Annotated in this window: 25 protein-coding genes; 14 read left to right on the top strand and 11 right to left on the bottom strand. The window is 72.4% G+C overall.

The features are described from left to right. Window positions 1-29 precede the first annotated feature (29 nt). On the top strand, window positions 30-1,040 hold the full coding sequence (locus BMZ92_RS01400; RefSeq protein ID WP_091503721.1) for an LLM class flavin-dependent oxidoreductase: 1,011 nt from the start codon (window positions 30-32) through the stop codon (window positions 1,038-1,040). A 21-nt stretch (window positions 1,041-1,061) separates the two neighbouring features. On the opposite strand, the gene BMZ92_RS01395 is transcribed toward BMZ92_RS01400, so the two are convergent. The 3 genes from BMZ92_RS01395 to dinB form a co-directional block, all read right to left on the bottom strand. Then, window positions 1,062-2,237, bottom strand: a complete 1,176-nt coding sequence (locus BMZ92_RS01395; RefSeq protein WP_091503719.1) for a zinc-dependent alcohol dehydrogenase — start codon at window positions 2,235-2,237, stop codon at window positions 1,062-1,064. Between the two features lie 14 nt (window positions 2,238-2,251). After that, a complete protein-coding gene (locus BMZ92_RS01390; RefSeq protein WP_091503718.1) occupies window positions 2,252-3,160 on the bottom strand; it encodes an SRPBCC family protein in 909 nt (302 codons plus the stop codon). A gap of 68 nt (window positions 3,161-3,228) precedes the next feature. Then, window positions 3,229-4,425, bottom strand: coding sequence for a DNA polymerase IV (dinB, locus tag BMZ92_RS01385; RefSeq protein ID WP_091503716.1), 1,197 nt, complete (start codon window positions 4,423-4,425; stop codon window positions 3,229-3,231). Between the two features lie 59 nt (window positions 4,426-4,484). On the opposite strand from dinB, the gene BMZ92_RS01380 reads away from it, so the two are divergent. Both BMZ92_RS01380 and BMZ92_RS37195 read left to right on the top strand, forming a co-directional pair. Next, on the top strand, window positions 4,485-4,667 hold the full coding sequence (locus BMZ92_RS01380; RefSeq protein WP_091504290.1) for a hypothetical protein: 183 nt from the start codon (window positions 4,485-4,487) through the stop codon (window positions 4,665-4,667). Between the two features lie 12 nt (window positions 4,668-4,679). Next, complete coding sequence (locus BMZ92_RS37195) at window positions 4,680-4,832, top strand: hypothetical protein (RefSeq protein WP_177228477.1); 153 nt, start codon at window positions 4,680-4,682, stop codon at window positions 4,830-4,832. Window positions 4,833-4,842: 10 nt separating this feature from the next. On the opposite strand, the gene BMZ92_RS01375 is transcribed toward BMZ92_RS37195, so the two are convergent. Continuing rightward, entirely contained in the window at window positions 4,843-5,229 is a 387-nt protein-coding gene (locus tag BMZ92_RS01375) for an STAS domain-containing protein (RefSeq protein ID WP_091503714.1), read from the bottom strand. Between the two features lie 190 nt (window positions 5,230-5,419). Here BMZ92_RS01375 and BMZ92_RS38525 point away from each other — a divergent pair, with 190 nt between their 5' ends. The 6 genes from BMZ92_RS38525 (at window position 5,420) to BMZ92_RS01350 (ending at window position 9,809) form a co-directional block, all read left to right on the top strand. After that, window positions 5,420-5,548, top strand: a complete 129-nt coding sequence (locus BMZ92_RS38525; RefSeq protein ID WP_281245126.1) for a hypothetical protein — start codon at window positions 5,420-5,422, stop codon at window positions 5,546-5,548. Between the two features lie 51 nt (window positions 5,549-5,599). Beyond that, the gene (locus BMZ92_RS37940; protein WP_091503712.1) at window positions 5,600-6,079 is read left to right on the top strand and encodes a GNAT family N-acetyltransferase; all 480 of its coding nucleotides are present in this window, start codon (window positions 5,600-5,602) and stop codon (window positions 6,077-6,079) included. Beyond that, complete coding sequence (locus BMZ92_RS37935) at window positions 6,076-6,663, top strand: TetR/AcrR family transcriptional regulator (RefSeq protein ID WP_091503711.1); 588 nt, start codon at window positions 6,076-6,078, stop codon at window positions 6,661-6,663. Before BMZ92_RS37940 ends, BMZ92_RS37935 begins: the two co-directional genes overlap by 4 nt. A 76-nt stretch (window positions 6,664-6,739) precedes the next feature. After that, window positions 6,740-7,681: a sigma-70 family RNA polymerase sigma factor gene (locus BMZ92_RS01360; RefSeq protein ID WP_245782823.1), complete on the top strand. Its 942-nt coding sequence runs from the start codon at window positions 6,740-6,742 to the stop codon at window positions 7,679-7,681. A gap of 98 nt (window positions 7,682-7,779) precedes the next feature. Then, the gene (gene ligD, locus BMZ92_RS01355; protein WP_091503708.1) at window positions 7,780-8,709 is read left to right on the top strand and encodes a non-homologous end-joining DNA ligase; all 930 of its coding nucleotides are present in this window, start codon (window positions 7,780-7,782) and stop codon (window positions 8,707-8,709) included. A 95-nt stretch (window positions 8,710-8,804) separates the two neighbouring features. Further along, window positions 8,805-9,809, top strand: coding sequence for an aldo/keto reductase (locus tag BMZ92_RS01350; protein ID WP_091503706.1), 1,005 nt, complete (start codon window positions 8,805-8,807; stop codon window positions 9,807-9,809). Here the strand turns inward: BMZ92_RS01350 and BMZ92_RS01345 are convergent. Continuing rightward, window positions 9,806-11,839, bottom strand: coding sequence for an AMP-binding protein (locus BMZ92_RS01345; RefSeq protein WP_091503705.1), 2,034 nt, complete (start codon window positions 11,837-11,839; stop codon window positions 9,806-9,808). The genes BMZ92_RS01350 and BMZ92_RS01345 overlap by 4 nt on opposite strands. A gap of 241 nt (window positions 11,840-12,080) precedes the next feature. On the opposite strand from BMZ92_RS01345, the gene BMZ92_RS01340 reads away from it, so the two are divergent. Next, window positions 12,081-12,749 (top strand): esterase/lipase family protein, encoded by a 669-nt coding sequence (locus tag BMZ92_RS01340; protein WP_091503703.1) that lies wholly within the window; start codon window positions 12,081-12,083, stop codon window positions 12,747-12,749. A gap of 1 nt (window position 12,750) precedes the next feature. Here the strand turns inward: BMZ92_RS01340 and BMZ92_RS01335 are convergent, their stop codons facing one another. Genes BMZ92_RS01335 through BMZ92_RS01325 form a run of 3 tightly spaced genes read right to left on the bottom strand, consistent with a single transcriptional unit; the run spans window position 12,751 to window position 16,709 of the window. Beyond that, window positions 12,751-13,713: a phosphotriesterase family protein gene (locus BMZ92_RS01335; protein WP_091503701.1), complete on the bottom strand. Its 963-nt coding sequence runs from the start codon at window positions 13,711-13,713 to the stop codon at window positions 12,751-12,753. Then, window positions 13,710-15,215, bottom strand: coding sequence for a long-chain-fatty-acid--CoA ligase (locus BMZ92_RS01330; RefSeq protein ID WP_091503698.1), 1,506 nt, complete (start codon window positions 15,213-15,215; stop codon window positions 13,710-13,712). The genes BMZ92_RS01335 and BMZ92_RS01330 overlap by 4 nt, the downstream gene beginning before the upstream one ends. A gap of 12 nt (window positions 15,216-15,227) precedes the next feature. Beyond that, on the bottom strand, window positions 15,228-16,709 hold the full coding sequence (locus BMZ92_RS01325) for a flavin-containing monooxygenase (RefSeq protein WP_091503697.1): 1,482 nt from the start codon (window positions 16,707-16,709) through the stop codon (window positions 15,228-15,230). Window positions 16,710-16,836: 127 nt separating this feature from the next. On the opposite strand from BMZ92_RS01325, the gene BMZ92_RS01320 reads away from it, so the two are divergent. Beyond that, on the top strand, window positions 16,837-17,469 hold the full coding sequence (locus BMZ92_RS01320; protein WP_091503695.1) for a TetR/AcrR family transcriptional regulator: 633 nt from the start codon (window positions 16,837-16,839) through the stop codon (window positions 17,467-17,469). On the opposite strand, the gene BMZ92_RS01315 is transcribed toward BMZ92_RS01320, so the two are convergent. The 3 genes from BMZ92_RS01315 to BMZ92_RS01305 all read right to left on the bottom strand — a co-directional run bounded on the left by BMZ92_RS01315 (window position 17,460) and on the right by BMZ92_RS01305 (window position 20,764). Further along, window positions 17,460-18,047 carry a hypothetical protein gene (locus BMZ92_RS01315; RefSeq protein WP_091503693.1) on the bottom strand — a complete coding sequence of 196 codons (588 nt, stop codon included), beginning with the start codon at window positions 18,045-18,047 and terminating at the stop codon, window positions 17,460-17,462. The genes BMZ92_RS01320 and BMZ92_RS01315 overlap by 10 nt on opposite strands. Then, window positions 18,029-19,702 (bottom strand): PHP domain-containing protein, encoded by a 1,674-nt coding sequence (locus BMZ92_RS01310; RefSeq protein WP_091503691.1) that lies wholly within the window; start codon window positions 19,700-19,702, stop codon window positions 18,029-18,031. The genes BMZ92_RS01315 and BMZ92_RS01310 overlap by 19 nt, the downstream gene beginning before the upstream one ends. Before the next feature lie 171 nt (window positions 19,703-19,873). Continuing rightward, window positions 19,874-20,764, bottom strand: coding sequence for a hypothetical protein (locus BMZ92_RS01305; RefSeq protein WP_091503690.1), 891 nt, complete (start codon window positions 20,762-20,764; stop codon window positions 19,874-19,876). A 263-nt stretch (window positions 20,765-21,027) separates the two neighbouring features. Here BMZ92_RS01305 and BMZ92_RS01300 point away from each other — a divergent pair, with 263 nt between their 5' ends. The 3 genes from BMZ92_RS01300 to BMZ92_RS01290 are packed head-to-tail and all read left to right on the top strand — an operon-like array spanning window position 21,028 to window position 22,631. Continuing rightward, window positions 21,028-21,984: a phytoene/squalene synthase family protein gene (locus BMZ92_RS01300; RefSeq protein WP_091503688.1), complete on the top strand. Its 957-nt coding sequence runs from the start codon at window positions 21,028-21,030 to the stop codon at window positions 21,982-21,984. 18 nt (window positions 21,985-22,002) lie between these two features. Beyond that, window positions 22,003-22,320, top strand: coding sequence for a lycopene cyclase domain-containing protein (locus BMZ92_RS01295; RefSeq protein ID WP_091503686.1), 318 nt, complete (start codon window positions 22,003-22,005; stop codon window positions 22,318-22,320). Next, window positions 22,317-22,631, top strand: a complete 315-nt coding sequence (locus BMZ92_RS01290; protein ID WP_091503685.1) for a lycopene cyclase domain-containing protein — start codon at window positions 22,317-22,319, stop codon at window positions 22,629-22,631. The genes BMZ92_RS01295 and BMZ92_RS01290 overlap by 4 nt, the downstream gene beginning before the upstream one ends. Window positions 22,632-22,678: the final 47 nt, after the last annotated feature.

The raw sequence follows: 22,678 nt of genomic DNA, 5'->3' as shown, positions 1-22,678 counted from the left end.
TCCGTGACACCGGAGGAGTTGTAGCTGCTGTGAAGAAGATCGGGTTCCTGTCGTTCGGGCACTACGGGCCGGGCACGGCCACGCCCACCGCGGCCGACGCGCTCACCCAGATGGTCGAGCTGGCCGTCGCGGCCGAGGAGCTGGGCGTGGACGGCGCGTACCTGCGCGTGCACCACTTCGCGCCGCAGTTCGCCAGTCCCTTCCCGCTGCTGTCGGCGATGGCGGCCCGCACGTCGCGCATCGAGCTGGGCACCGGCGTGATCGACATGCGGTACGAGAACCCGCTCTACATGGCGGAGGAGGCTGCGGCGGCCGACCTGATCAGCGGCGGCAGGCTGCAGCTCGGCATCAGCCGCGGCTCCCCCGAACCGGCGCTCAACGGCGCGTCGGCGTTCGGTTACGTGCCCGGCGAGGGCGAGACGGACGCCGACATGGCGCGGGAGCACGCCCGGATCTTCCGGCTCGCCATCGCCGGGGCCGGGGTGGCCGAGGCCGACCCGCGGATGACCGGCGGGCGCCGTGGTCGGCTGGTGATCGAACCGCGGTCGGAGACCCTCCCCGAGCGCATCTGGTGGGGCAGCGGCACGCGCGCGACCGCGAAGTGGACCGCCGAGCAGGGCATGAACCTGATGAGCTCGACACTGCTCACCGAGGACACCGGCGTGCCGTTCGACGAGCTGCAGGCCGAGCAGATCGCGTTGTTCCGCGAGGAGTGGGCGAAGCACGACTGGGGCCGCGAACCCCGGGTTTCGGTCAGCCGCAGCGTCATCCCGATCACCACGGACACCGACCGCTACTACTTCGGCCGCGAACGCGACAGCGAGGACCAGGTCGGCTGGCTCGACGGCGGGCTCGCCCGGTTCGGCAAGTCCTACGCGGGCGAACCGGACGTGCTGGCCAAGCAGCTCGCCGAGGACGCGGCGGTGCGGGCGGCGGACACGGTGCTCGTGACGCTGCCGAACCAGCTGGGCGTGGACTACAACGTGCACCTGCTGGAGTCGATCCTGCGTGACGTGGCCCCGGGCGCGGGCTGGCGCTGACCCGCGCCCGGAACCCGGCCGTCACGGGGTGAGCACGACCTTCTCGCAGTCGTCCTTCTTGTCGCGGAAGATCTTGAACGCCTTGGGGGCGTCGTCGAGCTTCATGCGGTGGGTGATGACGAAGCTGGGGTCGATGGTCCCCGCCTTGATGTGGTCGAGCAGCGGCTTGAGGTAGCGGTGCACGTGGGCCTGGCCGGTGCGCATGCGCAGTGACTTGTTCATGAACGCGCCCATCGGGAACTTGTCCACGAACCCGCCGTAGACGCCGATGACCGACACGACCCCGCCCGCCGCGCACGCCATGACCGCCTCGCGCAGCGCGTGCGGGCGGTCGGTCTCGGCCTTGACCGTCTGCTTCGCGCGGTCGTACGCGTGCAGGGGCGTGACGTCGACGTGCGCCTCCAGGCCCACGGAGTCGATGCAGGCGTCCGGGCCGCGTCCCGCCGTCAGCTCGTCAAGGGTGTCGAGCACCGGCTGTTCCTCGTAGTTGACGACGTCGGTCGCCCCCGCCTTCTCCTGGGCCATCCGCAGCCGGTAGTCGAACCGGTCGATGGCGATGATCCGCTCGGCGCCGAGCAGTTTCGCACTGGCGATCGCGAACTGGCCGACCGGGCCCGCGCCCCACACCGCGACCACGTCGCCGGGGCTGATGTCGCACATCTCGGCGCCCATGTAGCCGGTGGGCAGGATGTCGGAGAGGAACAGGACCTGCTCGTCGGGGATCCCGTCCTCGATCTTCAACGGCCCGAAGTCGGCGAAGGGCACGCGCACGTACTCGGCCTGGCCGCCCGCGTAGCCGCCGAGCATGTGCGAGTAACCGAAGATGCCGCACGGCGAGTGGCCCATCAGCTTCTCGGCGACGGCGGCGTTCGGGTTGGAGTTCTCGCACACCGACGTCAGCCCGCGCTCGCACGCGCGGCAGTGCCCGCAGGCGATGGGGAACGGCACGACGACGCGGTCGCCGGGGCGCAGCGTCGTCACCGAGCGCCCCACTTCGACGACCTCGCCCATGAACTCGTGGCCGAGGATGTCGCCCTTGCGCATCGTCGGGATGAACCCGTTGTACAGGTGCAGGTCCGAGCCGCAGACCGCGGTCGAGGTGACCCGCACGATCGCGTCGCGGGCGTTGAGGATCCGCGGGTCCGGCACCTCCTGGACCTTCAGCTTGGTCTTGCCCTGCCAGGTGTTGGCTCGCATGGTTTTCCCTCTCGTCAGACCGGCAGCGGCTGTGCGGGGTGCTGTGTGGCGAGGCCCCGCACGTCGGGCCCGTCGGGGCTGCCCTCCGAGCGGACCACCTCGCCGACCTCCAGCAGCTGCTTGAAGCGGCGGAGGTCGTCGCGGACCTGCTGGTCGGGCTCCTCGCCGAACAGCTTCGCCACGGCGGCGCCCACCGCGCCGCCCGGCGGGTCGTAGTCCAGGTGCACGCGGATCTCGGTGCCTCGGCCGCCCGGCGCCTGGCGGAAGTCCACGCGCCCGGAGTTGCGCACCGTGGCCTTGCCGACGGACTCCCACGCCAGGTGCTCGTCCGCGCGCTCCCTCGTGATCTCGGCGTCCCACTCGACGTCCAGCCCGGCCGGCCCCGACGCGCGCCAGTGGCTGCGGCCGTCGCCCAGCTGCCGCACCTCGGCCAGGTGCGTCATGAAGCGGGGCAGGTTCTCGAGCTTCCGCCACGCGGCGTACACCTCGCTCACCGGCCGGTTGACGGTGATCCGGGCCGCGGCGTGGACCGGGGTGCGGCCGCCGCGGCGGCCGACGGTGGTGGCGGCGGCGAGGTCGGCCAGCGTCACGCCCGCGACGGCCGCGGTGGCGATCGCGGCGCGGCGGCGGGCGTCACCGCCACGGGCGCTGCCGAGCAGGCGGCTCAGCACGGTCAGGTCGAACGCGTCCCCGGCGACCCTGGCCCACAACCACAGCGCGGTCATCCGCCGGGACTCCAGGCCCACGCCCGCGGCGAACTCGCGGGCGCCGCCCGCCCAGCGCTGCAGCGCGCGGTTCGCCGGGTTGTCCTCGGCGCCGATGAGCCGGTTGATCGCGCCCGGCGCCGTCAGCTGCGCGGCACCGAGCCCGAGGCTGAACACCCCGAGCCCGTCCACGAGCCTCCGGGGAAGTCGTTTGTTCATTTCGTCGCACCTCGCTGTCGGTGTTTCGCGAGCCGACCTGGTACCCGGTGCGGCGGCGGGAGAAACGCTCAGTCCGGCAGCAGGGGCACCGAGGGGCCCTCGTCCTGGCCCAGCAAGGTGGCGCGCGTGACCGCGACCGCGCCGAAGCGGCCGCGGATGCTGTCGACCGTGGCGTCCAGCGCGCCGGGATCGCTGCCGCCGAAGGGGAGTTCGAGCTGCACGGCGCCGTGATCGTCCAAATTGGACAGCGTGAGGCCGAGCAGGGTGAGCCCGCGGTCCTCGACCGTCGACCGCGAGGCGGCCAGCAGTTCGCGCGCGGTGGCGAGGATGACGGCGGTGTGGGTGGTCGGGTCGCGGAGCGTGTGCGAGCGGGTGGCGCGGCCGAAGTCCGCGAAACGCAGGCGCAGGGTGACCGTGCGGCACACCCGGCCGGCGGCGCGCAGGCGCCGCGCGAGGCGTTCGGCGAGCGCGGCCAGCACGGCGTCGAGCTCCTCCGGCGAGCGACGCCGCCGCCCGAGCGCGCGCTGCGCCCCCATCGAGTGGCGCCGCTGCCCCGTCCGCACCGGGCGCGGGTCGCGGTTGCAGGCCAGCGCGTGCAGGTGGCGCCCGGTCCCGCGGCCGAGCATGGACACCAGCGTCGCCTCGCCGAGCCGCGCCACCTGCCCGACCGTGGTGATGCCACGGCGGCGCAGCTTGCCCGCGGTGACGGGGCCGACGCCCCACAGCCGTTCGACGGGCAGCGGGTGGAGGAACGCCAGCTCGCCGTCGACGGGCACCACGAGCAGGCCGTCCGGTTTGGCGACTCCGCTGGCGACCTTGGCGAGGAACTTCGTGCGCGCGACGCCCACGGTGATCGGCAGCCCGACCTGCTCGGCGACGTCCTGCCGCAGCCGCGCCGCGATCCGGCTCGGGCTGCCCGCGATGCGCGCGAGACCACCCACGTCGAGGAACGCCTCGTCGATCGACAGGCCCTCGACGAGCGGCGTGGTGTGCTCGAAGACCCGGAACACCGCGCGGCTGGCCTCGGTGTACGCCGACATCCGCGGCGGCACCACGACGGCCTGCGGGCACAGCGAACGGGCGAGGCCGCCGGGCATCGCCGTGCGCACCCCGCACGCCTTGGCCTCGTAGCTCGCCGCGAGCACGACCCCGCCGCCGACGATCACCGGGCGGCCCCGCAGCGCGGGGTCGTCCCGCTGCTCGACGGAGGCGTAGAACGCGTCGAGGTCGGCGTGGAGGATCGGGCCCTCTTCTGACACGAACACATGTTCGCACGGGGGTCCGACAGTTTCGGGGTCTCCGGCCGCGGGTAACAGCTGTGGACATGGACGAGCAACGCGACGACCTCGACGAGCGCGCGGAGACCAGGGCCCACCTCCTGCCCGAGGAGGACCGGGTCGGCAGCAGCGCTCCCGAGGACCAGGCGAGGGAGATCCTGCGCGACTCCGACCGGCGCACCGAGGCGCCCGAGCCCGTCGAGCGCCGTCATCCCGAGGAAACCGCCTGAGGAGGCACCGGCATGGACAAGAAGACCGAGGACGACCAGCAGACCGGCCGGCAGACGCGGCGCCCGGACGACACCGGCTCGCAGGAGGAACGCGAGGTCCGCCGCGGCGAGCAGGGCACCTCCACTGGCGATCCCCACGACGACTTCGACCCCCAGCAGGGGTGAGCTAAACCGCCTACAGCGAGGCCAGCGCGTCGTCGAAGGAGCGGTGGACCGGGAGCTGTTCGGCGAGGCCGGTGAGGGCGAAGGCGCGGTACGCCGCGCGCGTGGGGGCGACGATGCGCAGCGCCTTGCCGTCCGCCAGCGAGCGGTAGGCGTTCACGAGGACGGCGAGCCCCGACGAGCCCAGGAAACTCACCCGTGCCAGTTCGACGACCACGACGCGCACGTCGCGGGCGAGCTGCACGGCGAGCGCGTCGGCCAGCTGCGGGGCGGTGGTCATGTCCACCTCACCCGCCACCTCCAGCACGACCTGGCCCGGGCCCGGGGACCGGATGACGAACTCGAGCGCGTCCGGTGTCCGGCGGGGCCGGGGCACGCGGTTCTCCGCTGGCTGGATCATGGCAGTTGGTCCTCCTCGCAAGCACCACACCCGCGGACGGCTGGGGGCTCAACCGCACACGGAAAGCCTATCGACACACCCGCCGCACGCACCACTCACCGGAGCCCGGCCGCCCCCCGATCCGGCGGTTTTTCCCGGTACCGGAAGGCAACCCCTGTCCGAGGTCGCCATCGCCGGGTATGGAGTGATCATGGACATCGCGATCCCACGGCCGCAGAGCCCCTTCGAGGACGACACCCCGCTGCCGGTGCCCGCCCCCGCGGAACCGGTCTACGACGACGCGGAGTTCGAGCCCACGATCGTGCGCGGCCGCGAGTGACTATGACAGCCGTCATGGCGCTCGCGGCACTTCCGTGCTGTACTGGGTTCCATGACGGCTGTCATAACCGAGCCGACCGCCCCGGCCGTGGAGCGGCTCCTCCTCGCGTGCTCGGCCACCAGCCTGAGCCGCCGGTTCTTCCTGCCCGGACGCCCCGACCCGCGTGACGTCTGGCGGCGGTACCGCCGGTACCTGCTGGCCGGCCACCGCGCCCTCGCGTGGGTGGACGGCGCGCCCGCCGGGCTGCTCAACCTCGTGCCGACGGAACCGGCCGTCGCCGAGCTGGGCCTGCTCGTCGCCGACCCGTGGCAGCGGCAGGGCGTCGGCAGCGAGCTGGCGCACTGGCTGTGGCGGTCCGGGTGCTGGGCCGGCCGCACGGTGCACGCGACGGTGCAGCCGGACAACGCCGCCGCGCGGGCGTTGCTGCACAAGCAGGGCTTCACCGCGGTCGCCTCCTTCGAGCAGTCCGAACAGGAGTACAGCCGCCTCGCCCCGGGTACCATGACAGACGTCATGGAGGTGGTGGCATGAAGACGTACTCGCCGCGTGAGCGCATGGTGTTCAGCGCCGCGCAGCTGATCCGGACCCAGGGCGTGAGCGGCACCGGCATGCGCGAGGTCGTCGCCCGCGCCGAGGCGCCCCGCGGCTCGCTGCAGCACTACTTCCCCGGTGGCAAGGAGCAGCTCGTCGACGAGGCCATCGCGTGGACGGGCACGTACGTGGCGAAGAAGGTCCGCCAGTACGCCGACCGGCTGGTGGAAAAGACCCCTGCCCGGTTGTACGAGGCGTTGGTCGCGCAGTGGCGCGACGAGTTCACCTTGGCGGGATTCGCCACCGGCTGCCCGCTCGTCGCCGCCACGGCCGACACCGTCGCCGCCAGCGAGCGGCTCCGCGCGGCCGTCAGCAAGGCCTTCCGGAACTGGCACGGCCCGCTCGCCGAGGAGCTGACGGCGATGGGGGTACCCGCCGGGCGCGCCGCCTCGCTGGCGCTGGTCATGATCAGCGCGCTGGAGGGCGCGATCGTGCTGGCGCGGGCGCACCAGGACGTCGCGCCGCTCGACACCGTCGTGAAGGAGCTGGGCCCCCTGCTGGACGGTGCCGTCGAACACGTCTGACACCCCGGGCCGAATGGAATTCGGCAGACGGTTCGTTCGTTGAACAAGGCGGACGTTCCGGAAGGGGGTGATGATCATGGCGAGACGCACCGAACGGCGGACCGAGGAACCCGACAGCGTGCGCGTCTACCTGGACGCGATCGGGTCGGTGCCGCTGCTGACGGCGACCGAGGAGGTCGAGCTCGCCAAGCGGATCGAGGCGGGGGTGTACGCGGAAGAGCTGCTCCGGCGAGCCGACGCCGGTGAGCAGGAGCTGACCTTCGACCGGCGCGACCTCGAGCGGGTCGTCCGCGACGGCGCGCGGGCCAAGGACCACATGATCACGGCCAACCTGCGGCTCGTGGTGGCCGCCGCGCGCAAGCGGCGTGAGCGCTCGATGCCGCTGCTGGACCTCGTGCAGGAGGGCAACCTCGGGCTGATCCGCGCGGTGGAGAAGTTCGACTACGCCAAGGGCTACAAGTTCTCCACGTACGCGATGTGGTGGATCCGGCAGGCGATGCAGCGCGGGATCGCCTTCGGCAGCCGCGCGATCCGCGTGCCCGAGCACGCCAGCGACCAGCTCGCGAAGCTTGAGCGGGCGGAGGCGGCGCTGCGGCGGGACCTGGACCACGACCCCACGGTGGAGGAGCTGGCGGCGGCCGCGTCGCTGCCGGAGGCCAGGGTGGTCGAGCTGAAGTCGGTGGCGAGGGTGACCACGAGCCTCGACGTGCCGATCGGCGACGGCGAGGTCGAGCTGGGTGACCTCATCGGCAGCACCGAGGACGACCCGGTGGGCGACGCGATCGCCCGCGAGGCGACCACCGTGCTGCTCGACGAGGCGCTGGAGTCCCTGCCCCCGCTGGCGAAGAAGGTCATTTCGCTGCGGTACGGGCTGGCCGACGGCAGGCAGCGCACGCTGCAGCAGGCGGCCGAGCAGGTCGGGGTGACCCGGGCGCAGGCCCGGCGCCTGGAGCAGGAAGCGCTGACGGAGCTGCGCGACCCGCAGCGGCGTGAGGCGCTGATGCCGGTGGCCGGCTGACCCCTGCGCAGTGAGCACGCCCGCGATCCCCGGGAACCTGGGGGTCGCGGGCGTTTTTTCGTCCGGCCACCGCCGCCTTTTCCGGCTAGATTCCCGGTATGGCCAAGGACGACGCGGTGGAGCTCGAGGTCGGGGACCGGACCGTGCGCCTGTCGCACCCGGACCGCGTGTACTTCCCGGCGCGCGGGGAGACGAAGCTGGACCTCGCGCGGTACTACCTCGCGGTGGGCGACGGCATCGTCCGCGCGCTGCGTGAGCGGCCGTGCATGCTGCACCGGTTCCCGTCGGGCGTCAGCGGCGACAAGGTGCACCAGAAGCGGATCCCGCACGGCGCGCCGCCGTGGCTGGAGACCGTGCGCGTGCACTTCCCCCGCTACGACCGGTACGCCGACGAGCTGTGCGTCACCGAGCTGGCGAGCGTGCTCTGGGCCGTGCAGATGTCCACTGTGGAGTTCCACCCGTGGAACTCGCGCCGGGCCGACACCGAACGGCCGGACGAGTGGCGGATCGACCTGGACCCCGGGCCGGAGGCCGACTTCGCCCGCGTGCGGCGCGTGGCGCACGTCGTGGAGGAGGTGCTGGCCGAACTCGGCGCGGTCGGCTGGCCCAAGACCTCGGGTGGGGACGGGCTGCACGTCTACGTCCGCATCGAGCCGCGCTGGGGGTTCCAGGAGGTCCGGCGCGCGGCGCTCGCGTTCGCGCGCGAGGTCGAGCGGCGCGCCCCCGACGACGTGACGACGACGTGGTGGCGCAAGGACCGCGACCCGGCGCTGGTGTTCGTGGACTACAACCAGAACACGCGCGACCACACCATCGCCTCCGCGTACTCGGTGCGCGGCGTGCCGGAGGCGACGGTGTCGACACCGATCACGTGGGACGAGATCGACGACGTCGAGCCCCGCGAATGCACCATCGCCACGGTCCCCGCCCGGTTCGCGAAGCTCGGCGACCTGCACGAGGGCATCGACGAAGCCGTGTACTCGCTGGACACCCTGCTGGACTGGGCGGACCGGGACGGGCTGGAGTAAGCGCTTTCCCAGGTTGACCTGGAGCGCGCACCAGCTCCTAGGGTCGGCGGCGTCCGCCAAGTCCCCGGTCCGCCGGGATGAAGGAGCGTCCGCGCATGATCACCCGAACCACGCTCGGCTCACCCGGCCTCACCGTCAGCGCGATGGGCCTGGGCTGCATGGGGATGAGCGAGAGCTACGGCGCCGCCGACTGGGAGGGCGGCCTCGCCACCATCGACCGGGCCCTGGAGCTGGGCATCACGTTCCTGGACACCGCCGACGCCTACGGCAGCGGGCACAACGAGGTGCTGGTGGGCCGGGCCATCCACGGCCGCCGGAACCAGGTGCAGCTGGCCACCAAGTTCGGCATCGACCGCAGCGCCGGTGACCGGGCACGCCGCATCCGCGGTTCCCGGGACTTCGTGCTGCGCTCCTGCGACGCCTCGCTGCTGCGCCTGGGCGTCGACGTGATCGACCTGTACTACGCCCACCGCCCGCCCCAGGACGTGGAGATCGAGGAAACCGTCGGGGCGATGGCCGAGCTGGTCGAGGCGGGCAAGGTCCGCCATCTGGGCCTGTCCGAGGTCGATGGCGACCTGCTGCGCCGGGCGCACGCGGTGCACCCGATCACCGCGGTGCAGAGCGAGTACTCGCTGTGGACCCGCGACGTCGAGGCGGTCGTCCCGGTGATGGCCGAGCTGGGGGTCGGGCTGGTGCCGTACTCGCCGCTGGGGCGGGGGTTCCTGACCGGCACCCTGGACCGCGCCACGCTGGGCGAGAAGGACTTCCGGCGCACCAACCCCCGCTTCGCCGGCGAGGCGGGCGCGGCCAACGAGAAGATCGCGCAGACCGTGCGCGAGGTGGCTACCCGGCTGGGGGCGACCCCGGCGCAGGTGGCGCTGGCCTGGGTGTACGCGCAGGCCGAGCGGCTCGGGGTCGCGCTGGCACCCATTCCGGGCACTCGCAGCCCCGCCCGGCTGGAGCAGAACGCGGCCGCGCTGGAGCTCACCCTGGACGCCGAGGCGCTGGCCGCGCTGGACCCGCTGAGCGACCAGGTGATGGGCGAGCGCTACCTCCCCGCGCACACCGCCGAGGTCGCCCGGAGCCAGGACACGCCTTAGCGGATCCCCTGCCCCGCGAGCCAGCCGTCGTCGGCGAGGAAGCGCTTCAGCACCTTGCCCGTCTGCGTGCGCGGCAGGTCCGCGGCGAAGAACACCTCACGCGGCTGCGCGAACCGCGCCACGCGGTGCTTGAGGTACTCGCGCACGCCGTCCTCGGTCAGCCCGGCGCGTGGATCGCTCACCACGTACGCCACCAGGCGCTGCCCGTACTCGGGGTCCGGCACCCCCACGACGGCGGCGTCGACGACCCCCGGCAGCCTGGCCAGCGCCTCCTCCACCGGGCGCGGGAACACGTTCTCCCCACCGGAGATGATCATGTCGTCGGCGCGGCCGGACACGAAGAGCCTGCCGTCGGCGTCGAGGTAGCCGCGGTCGCCGGTGTCCATCAGCCCGTGGCGCACCGGCCGTCCGCTGCCGTCGGTGTAGCCGTCGAACAGCAGGTCGTTGCCCACGTGGATCCAGCCGACCTCCCCCGGCGGCAGTGGTTCGCCGGACGGGCCGAGCACCGCCACGCGCGAGCCGAGCGGCGGGTACCCGGCCGTCGCCGGTGAGCACCGCAGGTCCTCGGGCGTCGCGATGGCCGCCGCGGACACCTCGGTGGAGCCGTAGAAGTTGTAGAGGACGTCGCCGAACTCCTCCAGGAAGCTCGTGACGAGCGCGGCGGGCAGCGCGGAACCACTGCTCACGACCACCCGCAGGCTGCTCGTGTCGTAGCGCTCCCGCACCTCGGGCGGCAGCGCGAGGATCCGCTGCAGCATCACGGGCACGACGAACATCGCCGTGCAGCGGTGCCGGGAAACCGCCCGCAGGCATTCCTCCGCGTCGAACCGCCGCTGCAGCACGACGGTCGCCCGCAGCGGCATCCCGACCTGCAGCGCCGACAATCCCCACGTGTGGAACAGCGGTGCGGCGATGAGGATCCGGTCGCTGGTCCGCAACGGGATCCGCGACAGCAACGCCACCACGGCCGACAGGCCCTTCGGTGTCGGGCGTCTGGCGCCCTTCGGCGCGCCGGTCGTGCCCGACGTGAGCACGACGAGGCGGCCCGGCTGCTCGGGCGGGTCGATTTCCACGTCGGGCGCCCGCTCGACGAGCGCGGCGATGGTGTCCGTGCCGATCCAGGCGGTCGACGCGGGCAGCCCGGCCAGCAGCGGCGTGAACTCGGGGTCGGCGACGACGATCACCGCGCCGTGCCGTTCGACGCCCTCCAGCACCTGCTGCGCGGCGAGGCCGGTGTTCAGCAGCACCGCGTCCGCGCCGAGCTTCGCGCAGGCCAGCAGGGTCAGCACCAGCTCACCGGAGTTGCGCGCCATCAGCGCGACCTTGCCCTCCGGGCCGGCGCCCATCCGCCGCAGCACCCCGGCGAAGCGGTCGGCGAACTGCGACAGCTCGGCGAAGGTCCACCGCTGGCCGTGGTCGTCGACGATCGCGACCTCCTTGGGGGCCGTGCGCGCGGCGGCGGTGTAGCCTCCCGCGAGCGTCGCACCCCACCGGCTCGCCGCCCGCAGCTGGCGCAGCACGCGGTCGGGCCGCGCCGGGCTCAGGATGCCCGCCGCGACCAGGGTGTTCGCGATCTGCAGCGCCGTCGGCGGCCGCGGGGGCGGCACCTTCTCGGGCACGTCGGCCAGGTGCCTGCCGATGCGCGCCAGGCCGTCGAGCACCCACTCCTTCAGGCTGCCTGCGCTGGTCCGGCCGCCGCCCGGCGGGCGGAAGAACAGGCACTTCACCCGGGTCCCGGAACCCTCGTCGGACAGCTGCAGCGACACCGAGCCCGCGGTGCCGCCCTCGCTGTCCAGCACGAGCTGCTCCTCCTTGCGGCTGACCAGCACCCGCAGCTCGTGCTCGACGGGCGCGCCACACAGGTTCAGGCGGATCCGGTAGCGGGCGCCACGCCCCGCCAGCGGGCCCGACCGCTCGCAGGAGCCCACCCCGCGGAAGTACCGCGGGTACAGGTCGGGTGAGCTGAGCACCCGCCACACGTCACGACGCGGGGAGTCGACGTGGCCGTCGATGCTGACGCAATCCGGCATTCGCCCGAAGCTAGGGGTGCGGATGGTCCCAGGTCAACGCGAACGCCCGTTTTTCGGGTCCCCGGCACGACCCCACCACGGTTTTTCGTGCTGCCGGTGAGTGGCGGAGCGCGCGTTTGCCCCGCACACGCGGACGCACTGCCCGATCGTTCCTCGCGGGGACCGGCTGTTTCACCGATGCCCCCGCCGCGCCGGGCGCAGGACACTCGGAGACCCCCTGTTCCCTCGACGAGGAGGTTCCATGCGTCGCGTTCTGGGCGTTCTGCTCGCGGTGTGCACGGCCGCGCTGACGTTCGCCGGTGCCGGTACCGCGCGGGCCGCCACCCACACCCCCGTCATCTTCGTCCACGGCTACACCGGAAACGCGTCGAACTGGGTGACCGCGGAGGCCTTGTTCGCCGCGGCCGGGTACAGCGGTGACGAGCTGTACGCCTACGACTACAACTGGGCGCAGTCCAACCGCACGAGCGCCGCGGGCCTGGCCGCGTACGTGAACCAGGTGCGCCAGCGGACCGGCGCGTCCAAAGTGGACATCGTGAACCACTCGATGGGCGGGCTCGTCACGGACTGGTACGTCAAGCAGCTCGGGGGCACCGCGTCCGTGGCCCACGTCGCCTCGCTCGCCGGGGCGAACCACGGCACCACCTACGCCGGGGCGTGCCTGATCTACCCTTCCTGCCAGGAGATGTACCCGGGCTCGTCGTTCATCGCCACCGTCACCTCGGGCGACGAAACCCCGGGGCCGACGCGGTTCGCCACCTGGTACTCGCCGTGTGACGGCATCATCATCCCCTACACCAGCACCGCGCTGAGCGGGGCGGCCAACAACTACGTGGCCTGCCAGACCCACCTCGGGTACCTCACCGACGCGGTCGTCCTGTCCCAGGTGAGAGCCTTCCTCGCCACCTGAGTCAGCCCTCGAAGACGCGGCGCGGCGTGCCGACGAGCATCGTCTCGATCTGCTCCTCGGTGACGCCGCGCTCGCGCACGTACGGCAGCACCTCGTCGGCGATGTGCAGGTAGTGCCACTGCGGCAGCAGCGCCATGAGCTCCGGTTCGATCCAGTCGATGTAGCACGAGGCGTCCTGCGACAGCACCATGCTGCCCGCGTACCCGCGGCGGCACATCTCGACGAGGGTGTCGGCGCGGGCCTCGAACGTGGTCTCCAGGTTGATGCCGAACCGGTCCATCCCCAGCACGAACCCCGCGTCGGCCAGTTCGGCGAGGTGGTCGCAGTCGGTGGTGTCGCCGCTGTGCCCGAGCACGACCCGCCCCGGGTCGACGCCCTCCTCGTCGCACAGCACGCGTTTGACCTCCAGCCCCGTCCGCGACGACGGGTGCGTGTGCACGGTGATCGGCGTCCCGGTGCGGTGGTGCGCCTGCGCGACGGCCCGCATCACGCGCTCCACGCCGGCGGTCATGCCCTGCGCGTCGATCGCGCACTTGAGCATCCCGGCCCGCACGCCGGTGCCGGAGATGCCCTCGGTGATGTCGCGGACGAACATTTCCACCATCGGCTCGGGCCGCCCCACCGCCGGGCCGCGGTGGGTGAAGAAGTGCGGCACGCTCTCGTAGGTGTAGATCCCGGTCGCGACGACGATGTTCAGCTCCGGCACCCGCTCCGCGACCCGCTGGATGCGCGGGATGTACCGGCCCAGCCCGATCACGGTCGGGTCGACGATCGTGCGGACCCCCTGCGCGGCAAGCGCTTTCAGCTTGTCCGCGGCGTCGGCGACCCGCGTCTCCTCGTCCCCCCACTCCTCGGGGAAGTTCTGCTGCACGTCGGCGGTGAGCGTGAAGATGTGCTCGTGCATGTAGGTGCGGCCGAGGTCGGCGCTGTCGACCACGCCGCCGGCCGTGGGCACCGCCGTCACCGCAGCTCCTTCTTCAGGATCTTGCCGGTGGGGCCCTTCGGCAGCTCGCCGACGATGCGCACCTCGCGGGGGTACTTGTAGGCGGCGAGCCGTTCGCGGCAGTACGCCACGATCTCCTCCGGCGTCACCTCACCCGTCGTGCTCACGACGGCGACCACCTCCTCCCCCAGCTTCTCGTCGGGCCGCCCGATCACCGCCGCCTCGCCCACGGCCGGGTGCTCGTACAGCACCTCCTCGATCTCCCGCGGGTACACGTTGTAGCCGCCGCGGATGATCAGGTCCTTCTTGCGGTCGACGATGAAGAAGTAGCCGTCCTCGTCGGCGTAGGCGAGGTCGCCCGTGTGGAACCAGCCGCCCCGGAACGCCTCCTCGGTCGCTTCGGGCCGCTTGTAGTAGCCCTTCATCAGGTTGTGCCCGCGGATGACGATCTCCCCGACGTGGTCGGGGCCGGGCGGCAGTGGCCGGTCGAACTCGTCGACGACGCGGACCTCCACGCCCCAGATCGGCTTGCCGATCGAGAGCACCTTGCGTTCCTCGGCGCTGCGGTTGAAGGTCGCGGTGCTCGCCGTCTCCGACAGCCCGTAGCCCTCCAGGATCACGACGCCGGGGAACTTCTCCTCGAACGCGCGGATCGTCTCGCCGGGGATCGCCGCGCCCCCGGACGAACCCACCCGCAGCGACGACAGGTCGCGTCCGCCGAGGTCGGCGTGGGCGAGGGCGTGGTACATCGTCGGCACGCCGGAGAACACGGTGCAGCGGTGCCGTTCGATCGCGTCGAGCACGGCGCCGGCGTCGAACCGGGGCACCAGCACGACGGTCCCCGCGTAGCGGACGGCGACGTTGAGCACGCTGGACAGCCCGAACACGTGGAACAGCGGCAGCACGGCGACACCGATGTCGTCGTCGCGGAAGCCGAACAGCTCACCGCTGACCGTGCAGTTCATGTACAGCTGGAAGTGCGTCAGCTCGGCGCCCTTCGGCCGCCCGGTGGTGCCGCTCGTGTAGAGCAGCACCGCCGTGTCGTCGGCGTTGGTGGGCACGAGGTCGCCGGTGTCCGCGCTGGAGTACAGCTCGTCGAAGTGGTGCGTGCCCGCGGGCTGCGCGTTGCCGGGCGTGGTGACGACGTAGAGCGGAACGTCCACTTCGGACGCCGCCTTGGCGGCCTCCGGCGCGAAGGACTCGAACGTGATCAGCAGCCGGGAGTCCGAATCGGACAGGTGGTAGGTGATCTCGGCGGCCCGCAGCAACGGGTTGAGCGGCACCATGACCAGCCCGGCCTTGAGGATGCCGAAGTAGGTGAACAGGAACTGGGGCAGGTTCGGCAGGTGCACCGCGACCTTGTCCCCGCGCCGCAGCCCCAGCGCGAGCAGGCTCGCCGCCACCCGGCCCGACACCTCGTCCACCTGCGCGTAGGTGAACGACGTGTCGCCGAAGTGGCACAGCACCTTGTCCGGCGCCGCCAGTCTCGACTCCCGCAGCATCGTTGCCAGCGTGAAGCTCATGGTGTTCCTCTCTCAGACCGTCGCGGTGCTCCTCGACGTGGCGGGGGCGAACTCGACGCCCTCGTCCTCCAGCGGGCCCCAGCGCAGCAGCAGGACGTCCCGCGGGTAGTTCTGGTACAGCCGCCACGGCGCCGACTCGCCCTGCTTGGGGAGCTTGCCGAGGCTGCGCAGCACGTAACCGGACTTGAGGTCGATGAACGGCACCTCCGGCAGCGGCCCGGGCGGCGGTTTCGGGGTGCAGCGGGCGAAGCCGTGTTCATCCATGTGCTTGAGCAGGCGGCACACGTAGCGCGCGACGAGATCGGCCTTGAGCGTCCACGACGCGTTGGTGTAGCCGACCGTCATCGCGAAGTTCGGCACGCCGGAGAGCATCATGCCCTTGTACGACACCGTTTTCGCGAGGTCCACCGGGGTGCCGTCGACCGTCAGCGCGATCCCGCCCGCGGGCAGCAGGTTCAGCCCGGTCGCGGTGACGACGAGGTCCGCGGCCAGCTCCTCACCCGACTCCAGGCGGATCCCGTGCTCGGTGAACCGGTCGATGCGCGCGGTCACGACCGACGCGCGGCCGTGCCGCACCGCGCGGAACAGGTCGCCGTCCGGCACGATGCACAACCGCTGGTCCCACGGGTCGTAGGACGGCTTGAAGTGCGTGTCGACGTCGTAGCCGGGCGGCAGCTGCCGCTGCACCGCCTTGCGCAGGAAGCGCTTCACCAGCTCGGGGCGGCTGCGCGACAGCCGGAACAACAGGGCGGCGCCCAGCACGTGCTGCCAGCGGATCACCGGGTTGGCCACCCGCGCCGGCAGGACGCGGCGCAGCCGGTCCGCGAGCCGGTCGGTGCCGGGCAGGGCCAGCACGTAGCTCGGCGACCGCTGCAGCATCGTCACGTGCCCGGCGCGCTCGGCCATCGCGGGCACGAGCGTCACGGCCGTGGCCCCGCTGCCGATCACGACGACCCGTTTGCCGTCGTAGTCGAGGTCCTCGGGCCAGTGCTGGGGGTGCACGACGGTGCCGCGGAAGTCCTCGACACCGGGGAATTCCGGGGTGTAGCCCTCGTCGTAGTCGTAGTAGCCGGAGTTGGTGAACAGGAAGCCGCAGGTGAGCTCGACCGTCTCGCCGGTGTCGGAGCGCCGGGCCTCGACCGTCCAGCGCGCGTCCGCACTCGACCACTCGGCACGCACGACCTTGTGGGAGAAGCGGATCCGCCGGTCGACGCCGTACTCGCGGGCGGTGTCGCGGATGTAGTCGCGGATGGCGGGGCCGTCGGCGATCGCCTTCGCCTCGGGCCAGGGGCGGAACTCGTAGCCCAGGGTGAACATGTCCGAGTCGGACCGGATGCCGGGGTAGCGGAACAGGTCCCACGTGCCGCCCATGGCGTCCCGTGCTTCGAGGATCGTGAACGTCTTGCCCGGCGCCTCCCGCAGGAGGTGGCAGGCGGCGCCCACCCCGGAGAGCCCGGCGCCCACGATCACGACGTCGAAGTGCTCGGCTGCCATACGACTTCCCCTCGTCAGGACTCCTGCGGCCTGATCGGGAACCTACCGACGGTAGATCAGGCAGTCAACAGGGCGTCGAATCAGTCGACACACTGTCGAGCCAGCTCAGCCGCGCTAGAGTGACCGCATGTCCAGCGAGGAGGGGAACCGGACGAGCCGGGGGCGCCGGGGCGCGCGGCCGAGCGGTGACGACCGCGAGCTGGCGATCCTGGCGACGGCGGAGCGTCTCCTGGCGGAACGCCCGCTGCGCGACATCTCGATCGACGACCTGGCGCGGGGCGCCGGCATCTCCCGCCCCACGTTCTACTTCTACTTCCGTGGCAAGGAGGCGGTGCTGCTCGCGCTGCTGGACCGGGTCGTCGAGGAGGCGGACGAGGCGTCGCAGCGGGTGCTGGCGCAGCCCGCCGACGACACGGCGCAGCGCTGGCGAGGCTGCATCAACGCCTTCTACGAGACGTTCCGGGCCCACCGGGCGGTCGCGCTCGCGGTCGGCGAAGCGAGGGCGACGCTGCCGGAGGTGCGGGAGCTCTGGTCGAAGGTGATGGACCGGTGGGTCGAGAGCACCGCGGCGGCGATCGAGACCGAGCGCGAGCGCGGCGCCGCTCCCCCGGGCCGCTCCGCCCGTGACCTCGCGACCGTGCTGAACCTGATGAACGAGCGCGTGCTGCACGCGACCTTCGCCGCCGAGGAACCCACGGTCGCCGAGACCGGCGTCGTGGACGTCCTGCTGGAAGTGTGGCTCCGCGCGATCTACGCGTGATCGACGCAGCAGGGCGTCGGGTTGGGCACCTCGAACGGCGCGAACCGTCCACTGTGGATCACCGTCACCGCCAGCACCAGCTCGCCGTCCCTCCACTCGGGACGGACGTGGTCCCTCGTGTCGAGGAGGTCGTCGTCGCCGGGCACGGGGCCGCCGATGCTGACCACCCGCGTGATCGCCGTCCGCGTGAGCACGTCCGAAACCGGTAGCGTCCCGGTCAGCAGCGCGGATCCGGGGAACACCACCGCCCGGCCGCCGTTGCCCGCCTCGTGCTCGCACGCGGCCGCGGCCGCCGCCTCCGCCAGTTCGGGGCGGCCGGAGCGGCCGGTGCCGCCCGCGACTCCGGCCGTCCCGTGCTCGGCGTACCGCGTCAGCTCGTTCCACAACCCGCCGAAGCCCGGCGGCACGGCCAGCGACACCGCGACGTGCGGCTCGCCGGAGCGGATCAGGTGCGTGCAGACCACCGCCCGCTCCGGGAGGCGCAGCCGTGCGGCCACCTCGTGGGCGAGGTGGTCCGCCTCCCGGAGCGTGCGGGTGCCGGTGTCGATGCCGAAGCAGGTCACGAGGGCAGGACCCACATCGGGTTGGTGTAGAACCACAGGTCCTGCCACGGGTCGGCGTTACCGGGGGTGTCCATCGCCGGGCCGGCCGGGTCCACCGCGGCACCGCGCAACCCGACCGCGGACCGCTTGCCGTCCGTCCCGCGCAACCGCACGTACAGCGGCGCGGAGACCTTGCCGAGCGAGTAGGTGAAGCGGACCTGCCCGGTCCCCTTGCCCACCTCGAAGGACTTCACGACGCGGGTGTCCGGCGCGACGAACGTGTCGCGGTCGGCGACGGGACCCTTGACGGCGCCCTGGATCACGTCGAGCCGCGCCAGCACCGGCACGAACTGCGCCCAGTTCGGCCCGTTCGCCAGGTCGATCGTGATCACGAGGTCCACCGCGGTGCCGCGGCGCACGTGCAGCATCCCGCCCAGCGGCACGGAGTTCCGGCCGTCGCGGGCACGCAGCTGGACGTCGAGGCCGCTGAGCAGGCCGCCGTGGTCCACCCACACGCGCCCGGCGCGGATGCCGTCCATCACCGCCGCGTAGGAGAAGTCCGTGGCGCCGACGTGGGTGCGGCTGTAGTAGCCGGGCCAGAAGTCGGTGTCGCCGAGGTTGAGGTCCCCGCCGTAGACGGGGTCGTTGTGGTAGCCGTTGGCGTCGAAGTTCGTGCCGGGGCCGCGCACCGAGTTGTCGGCGTAGATGTTGTGCGAGTCAGAATTTGCCGTGATCCACCAGGGTTTGCCCTCGGCGAGCAGGCTGTCCCACAGCCCGCCGACGGTCGCGGTCATCCAGTCGAACCCGCCCCACGTGCGGTAGCTCTCCAGCGGGTAGCCGGGGAACGAGTCCGCGCCGGGGCTGTTGTCGTAGATGCCGCGGGCGCCGCCCGGGCCGTGGGGCGCGGGCAGGCCGGCGGCCTGGTGACCGGGCGCGCCTTCCATGCCCACGGCGATGTCCGGCGCCGCGTCGCGCCAGCCGCGGATCTCGTGCGGCGAGTCGATGCCCTTGCGCGCCGGGTGGTTCGCCAGGAACAGGGCGTCCTGGATCCGGCGGCGGCGCACGGCGTCGGCGAGGAAGTTGACGCCCGCGATCGCCAGCGCCTCGTTGGCGGGGCTGCTGCCGGAGGCGCCCTTCACGGAACCGTCGTAGGAGTTCTCGAACTCCTTGAGCAGCGCCACCTCGTTGCGGCCGGGGTGCACGAAGACGGTGCCGTGCTCGGCGGAGGGGATGTTCCACTCCAGCCCCTGGAACACCAGCGTGTCCGGCGTCCGCTGCCGTGCGGCGACGATGTCCGGGTTGACCTTTTCCACGCCGATCTTCGCGTGCTGCTGGCTGCCGTGGTCGGTGATCACCATCCAGCCGAGCCCGTGCGCGCTGGCGTGCCGCACCTGGTCGAGCACGCGGTACTTGGCGTCGGAGCTGTACTGCGTGTGGATGTGGTGGTCGCCGGCCAGCCACAGGTAGCCGCCACGCGGGACGCGGTTGCCCGTGGCGGCCGCGGTGCCGGCGGTCAGCACGCTGCCCGCGGCCAGTCCCGCGCCGAGCAGCCCGGCGCGGCGGAACACCGAGCGCCGGGACCGCTCGGCCGGGCTCAGCTCCTCGTCGGGGATCGACACGTCGGCGGCCGGGGTCAGCTCGTCGTCCGCGTGGTGATGGTGGTGGTGGGGATGGGAGTGGTCGTGGGTCACGCCCGGAAGCGTCGCCCCCGAGGGCGAACCCCACGTGAACGGCGGTGGTGCGCCGGGGGGCCGGGACATGTCGGGGTAGCCATGTGACCAGGTGGCTCGACGAGGCGCCGGGCGGCAGCAGGCGCGCGCCGTCGTCGACGGCAGGGACGGGCTGGGCGGCCGGGCTGAAGATCAGGTGCGCACGTCCTCGCGGACGTACGCCGCCGCGGCCAGCGCCAGTGCCAGCAGCACCGGCAGCAGGTCGTGCGGGGCGGGGGCGTGTGCGGTCAGCTCCGCCTCCAGCCGCCGCATCTCACCTCTCCCGGCGTGCCGCACCACGCGGGCGGCGACCACCGTCGCGCGCCGCGACTGGTCCACGATCCCCAGCGGCTCGTCCGCGTCGGTCACCACGCCGGAACCGTCGTGCAGGCGCACCACCACCGGCTCGCCCGGATCCCGGAACCCGCCGACGACCAGCGCGAGCGCCGCGACCGCCTGCCTGCGCGGGAGGAGACCCGGCAGCTCCTGCTCGACGTGCCGCGCCAGGTCGTACGCCAGCCGCGCGGCGGGCAGCGCGCCCGGTTCGCGCCAGCCGAGCGCGACGAGCCCGGCCAGCGCGTCGGCCAGCTCGGGAGCACCCACCGAGGCGGCCGCCTCGACGACCAGCCCGCGGGCGACGAGGTAGTGCGAGGGCACCATGCCCTCGGGCAGCGCGTCCGCGATGGCGGCGAGGACCAGCCCGGCGAACGCGGCCTGGCTCGCCGCGGGCCACGCCGTGACCTCGGCGGTGAACCTGGCGAGCGTGCCCGGCTGCCGCCGGTGCGCGTAGTCCAGGAAGTGCTCGACCGCGATGAGCCACTCGCTGTCGTCCTCGCGCCACAGCTGGTCGACCAGCTCGGCCGTCCGGTCCTCGGGGACCAGCGTGACCAGCAGCCGCGCCCACATCGCGACCAGTTCCTCGGGGTGCGGTGTGGTCTGGAGCAACTCCGCCAGCTGCCCGGGCTCGTCCGCGCCGGCGGCGAGCGCGCACAGGTCCGCGGTCCGCGCCACCTCGACTGCGACGGCCGCGTCCTCGTCGGTCATCCGATCCGCCTTCCCGTGCTCGGTGCTGCGGCGGCTCCTGCCCGGCAATATAGAGTGCAATATTGCCCGGGAAAAGTTCTGGCCCCCCGCACGAGGGGGGCGCGCCCCGTCGCGGCGCTCCCCCGTGGACGGTCCGGACGGCTCGGCGGCACGCTGCTCATGACCGGCTCCCTCGCTATGGTTGCAACGGTTGTGCGTCACTTCGTGCGAACCCGGGGTACCCCGGGCACCACCGGACACACCTCGAGATCCTGGAGCGGCACTTGACCCGGCGAGAGTTCGCGGCGGCACGGATCACCGATCCGCGGCTGCACGACGCGTACACCCGGTGCCGTGCGCTCAACGCGCGGCACGGGCGCACCTACTTCCTGGCCACCCGCCTGCTGCACCCCCGGCAACGTCCCGCGATCCACGCCCTCTACGGGTTCGCCCGCCACGCCGACGACATCGTCGACGACCCCGAGCCGGGCGCCGATGTCGCCGCCCGGCTCGACCGGGTGCGGCACGACCTGGCCGAGGGCCTGCGCACCGGCCGTTCCACGCATCCCGTGCTCGCCGCCGTCGTCGACACCACGAGGCGGTTCGGCATCGACGAGGAGCTGTACTGGGCGTTCCTGGCGTCGATGCGGATGGACCTGACCGTCACCGGCTACCCCGACCGCGCCGGGCTGCGCCGTTACGTGCACGGCTCGGCCGAGGTGATCGGCCTGCAGCTGCTGCCGGTGCTCGGCACGGTCTGCGACCCCGCCGAGGCCGCCCCGCACGCCGCCGCCCTCGGCGAAGCGTTCCAGCTGACCAACTTCCTGCGTGACGTGGCCGAGGACCTCGACCGGGGCCGCGTGTACCTCCCCGCCGACGAACTCGCCGCCTACGGCGTGGACCGCGAGCTGCTGTTCTGGTGCCGCCGCACCGGGCGGCTCGACCCGCGGGTGCGCCGCGCGCTGGCCGACCAGATCGCGTTCACGCGTGCGGTGTACCGCCGTGCCGAGCCGGGCATCGCGCTGCTCGACCCCGTGTCGCGACCGTGTGTGGCCACCGCGTACACGCTTTACGCTCGCATCCTCGACCGCATCGAGGCCGAGGACCACAACGTGTTCCGGGCCAGGGCGACGGTCGGCAACCCGGCGCGGCTCGCGCTGGCGGGCAGCGCCGCGACGCGCGCGCTGTGGGCCCGCGTTTCCGCCGGGGTGGCCGCGGGCAGTCCTGGTGCCGCTGGATGAGACGGGAAGGGCGGGAGGATGGACCACCTGCAGTACCTGCTGGTGCTGGCCGCGTGCCTGCTGGTGACGTTGCCGCTGGAACTGACGGGGTCGCGGGTGTACCGCCGCCCGGCGCGGCTGGCGAAGGCGGTCCTGCCCGCGGCCGCGGTGTTCCTGGTGTGGGACGTGCTGGCGATCGCCGGTGAGGTGTGGCACTACGACCCGCGCTTCCTGGTGGGGATCACGCTGCCGTTCGGCGTCCCGCTGGAGGAGGCCCTGTTCTTCGTCGTGATCCCGCTGTGCGGGCTGCTGACGTTCGAGACCGTGGAGCGGATGCTCGCCAGGATCCGCGCATGATGGGCTACACGCTGCCCGCGGTGCTGTCGGTGCCCGCGGTCGTCGCGGCCGAACTGCTCTGGCTGCGCACGGGGTTGTTCCGGCGGCCCGGTTACTGGATCTCGATGGCGATCGTCGTGGCGTTCCAGGTGCCGGTCGACGGCTGGCTCACGCGCCTGCCGGATCCGATCGTGGGCTACAACCCCGACGAGATGACGGGGTTGCGCTTCCCGTTCGACATCCCGGTCGAGGACTACCTGTTCGGCTTCAGCCTCGTCACCCTGACCCTGCTGTGCTGGCTGCGCGCGAAGAAAAAGGAAGAGGCGGCATGAGCGAAGCTTGCGAGCGAATCATCGGCACCATGCTCGCCGACGTCATA

The organism is Amycolatopsis sacchari, from assembly GCF_900114035.1.
In the GTDB taxonomy this organism is placed as follows: Bacteria; Actinomycetota; Actinomycetes; order Mycobacteriales; family Pseudonocardiaceae; genus Amycolatopsis_E; species Amycolatopsis_E sacchari.
This window is presented reverse-complemented; position numbering and strand designations above follow the sequence as displayed.

What these genes read in the sequence shown, in the direction of transcription:
- BMZ92_RS01395 (WP_091503719.1), bottom strand. Translation starts at nt 2,237, where the DNA reads ATGCGAGCCAACACCTGGCAGGGCAAGACCAAGCTGAAGGTCCAGGAG.
- BMZ92_RS01390 (WP_091503718.1), bottom strand. Translation starts at nt 3,160, where the DNA reads ATGAACAAACGACTTCCCCGGAGGCTCGTGGACGGGCTCGGGGTGTTC.
- BMZ92_RS01380 (WP_091504290.1), top strand. Translation starts at nt 4,485, where the DNA reads ATGGACGAGCAACGCGACGACCTCGACGAGCGCGCGGAGACCAGGGCC.
- BMZ92_RS37195 (WP_177228477.1), top strand. Translation starts at nt 4,680, where the DNA reads ATGGACAAGAAGACCGAGGACGACCAGCAGACCGGCCGGCAGACGCGG.
- BMZ92_RS01375 (WP_091503714.1), bottom strand. Translation starts at nt 5,229, where the DNA reads ATGATCCAGCCAGCGGAGAACCGCGTGCCCCGGCCCCGCCGGACACCG.
- BMZ92_RS38525 (WP_281245126.1), top strand. Translation starts at nt 5,420, where the DNA reads ATGGACATCGCGATCCCACGGCCGCAGAGCCCCTTCGAGGACGACACC.
- BMZ92_RS37940 (WP_091503712.1), top strand. Translation starts at nt 5,600, where the DNA reads ATGACGGCTGTCATAACCGAGCCGACCGCCCCGGCCGTGGAGCGGCTC.
- BMZ92_RS37935 (WP_091503711.1), top strand. Translation starts at nt 6,076, where the DNA reads ATGAAGACGTACTCGCCGCGTGAGCGCATGGTGTTCAGCGCCGCGCAG.
- BMZ92_RS01360 (WP_245782823.1), top strand. Translation starts at nt 6,740, where the DNA reads ATGGCGAGACGCACCGAACGGCGGACCGAGGAACCCGACAGCGTGCGC.
- ligD (WP_091503708.1), top strand. Translation starts at nt 7,780, where the DNA reads ATGGCCAAGGACGACGCGGTGGAGCTCGAGGTCGGGGACCGGACCGTG.
- BMZ92_RS01350 (WP_091503706.1), top strand. Translation starts at nt 8,805, where the DNA reads ATGATCACCCGAACCACGCTCGGCTCACCCGGCCTCACCGTCAGCGCG.
- BMZ92_RS01345 (WP_091503705.1), bottom strand. Translation starts at nt 11,839, where the DNA reads ATGCCGGATTGCGTCAGCATCGACGGCCACGTCGACTCCCCGCGTCGT.
- BMZ92_RS01340 (WP_091503703.1), top strand. Translation starts at nt 12,081, where the DNA reads ATGCGTCGCGTTCTGGGCGTTCTGCTCGCGGTGTGCACGGCCGCGCTG.
- BMZ92_RS01330 (WP_091503698.1), bottom strand. Translation starts at nt 15,215, where the DNA reads ATGAGCTTCACGCTGGCAACGATGCTGCGGGAGTCGAGACTGGCGGCG.
- BMZ92_RS01325 (WP_091503697.1), bottom strand. Translation starts at nt 16,709, where the DNA reads ATGGCAGCCGAGCACTTCGACGTCGTGATCGTGGGCGCCGGGCTCTCC.
- BMZ92_RS01320 (WP_091503695.1), top strand. Translation starts at nt 16,837, where the DNA reads ATGTCCAGCGAGGAGGGGAACCGGACGAGCCGGGGGCGCCGGGGCGCG.
- BMZ92_RS01305 (WP_091503690.1), bottom strand. Translation starts at nt 20,764, where the DNA reads ATGACCGACGAGGACGCGGCCGTCGCAGTCGAGGTGGCGCGGACCGCG.
- BMZ92_RS01295 (WP_091503686.1), top strand. Translation starts at nt 22,003, where the DNA reads ATGGACCACCTGCAGTACCTGCTGGTGCTGGCCGCGTGCCTGCTGGTG.
- BMZ92_RS01290 (WP_091503685.1), top strand. Translation starts at nt 22,317, where the DNA reads ATGATGGGCTACACGCTGCCCGCGGTGCTGTCGGTGCCCGCGGTCGTC.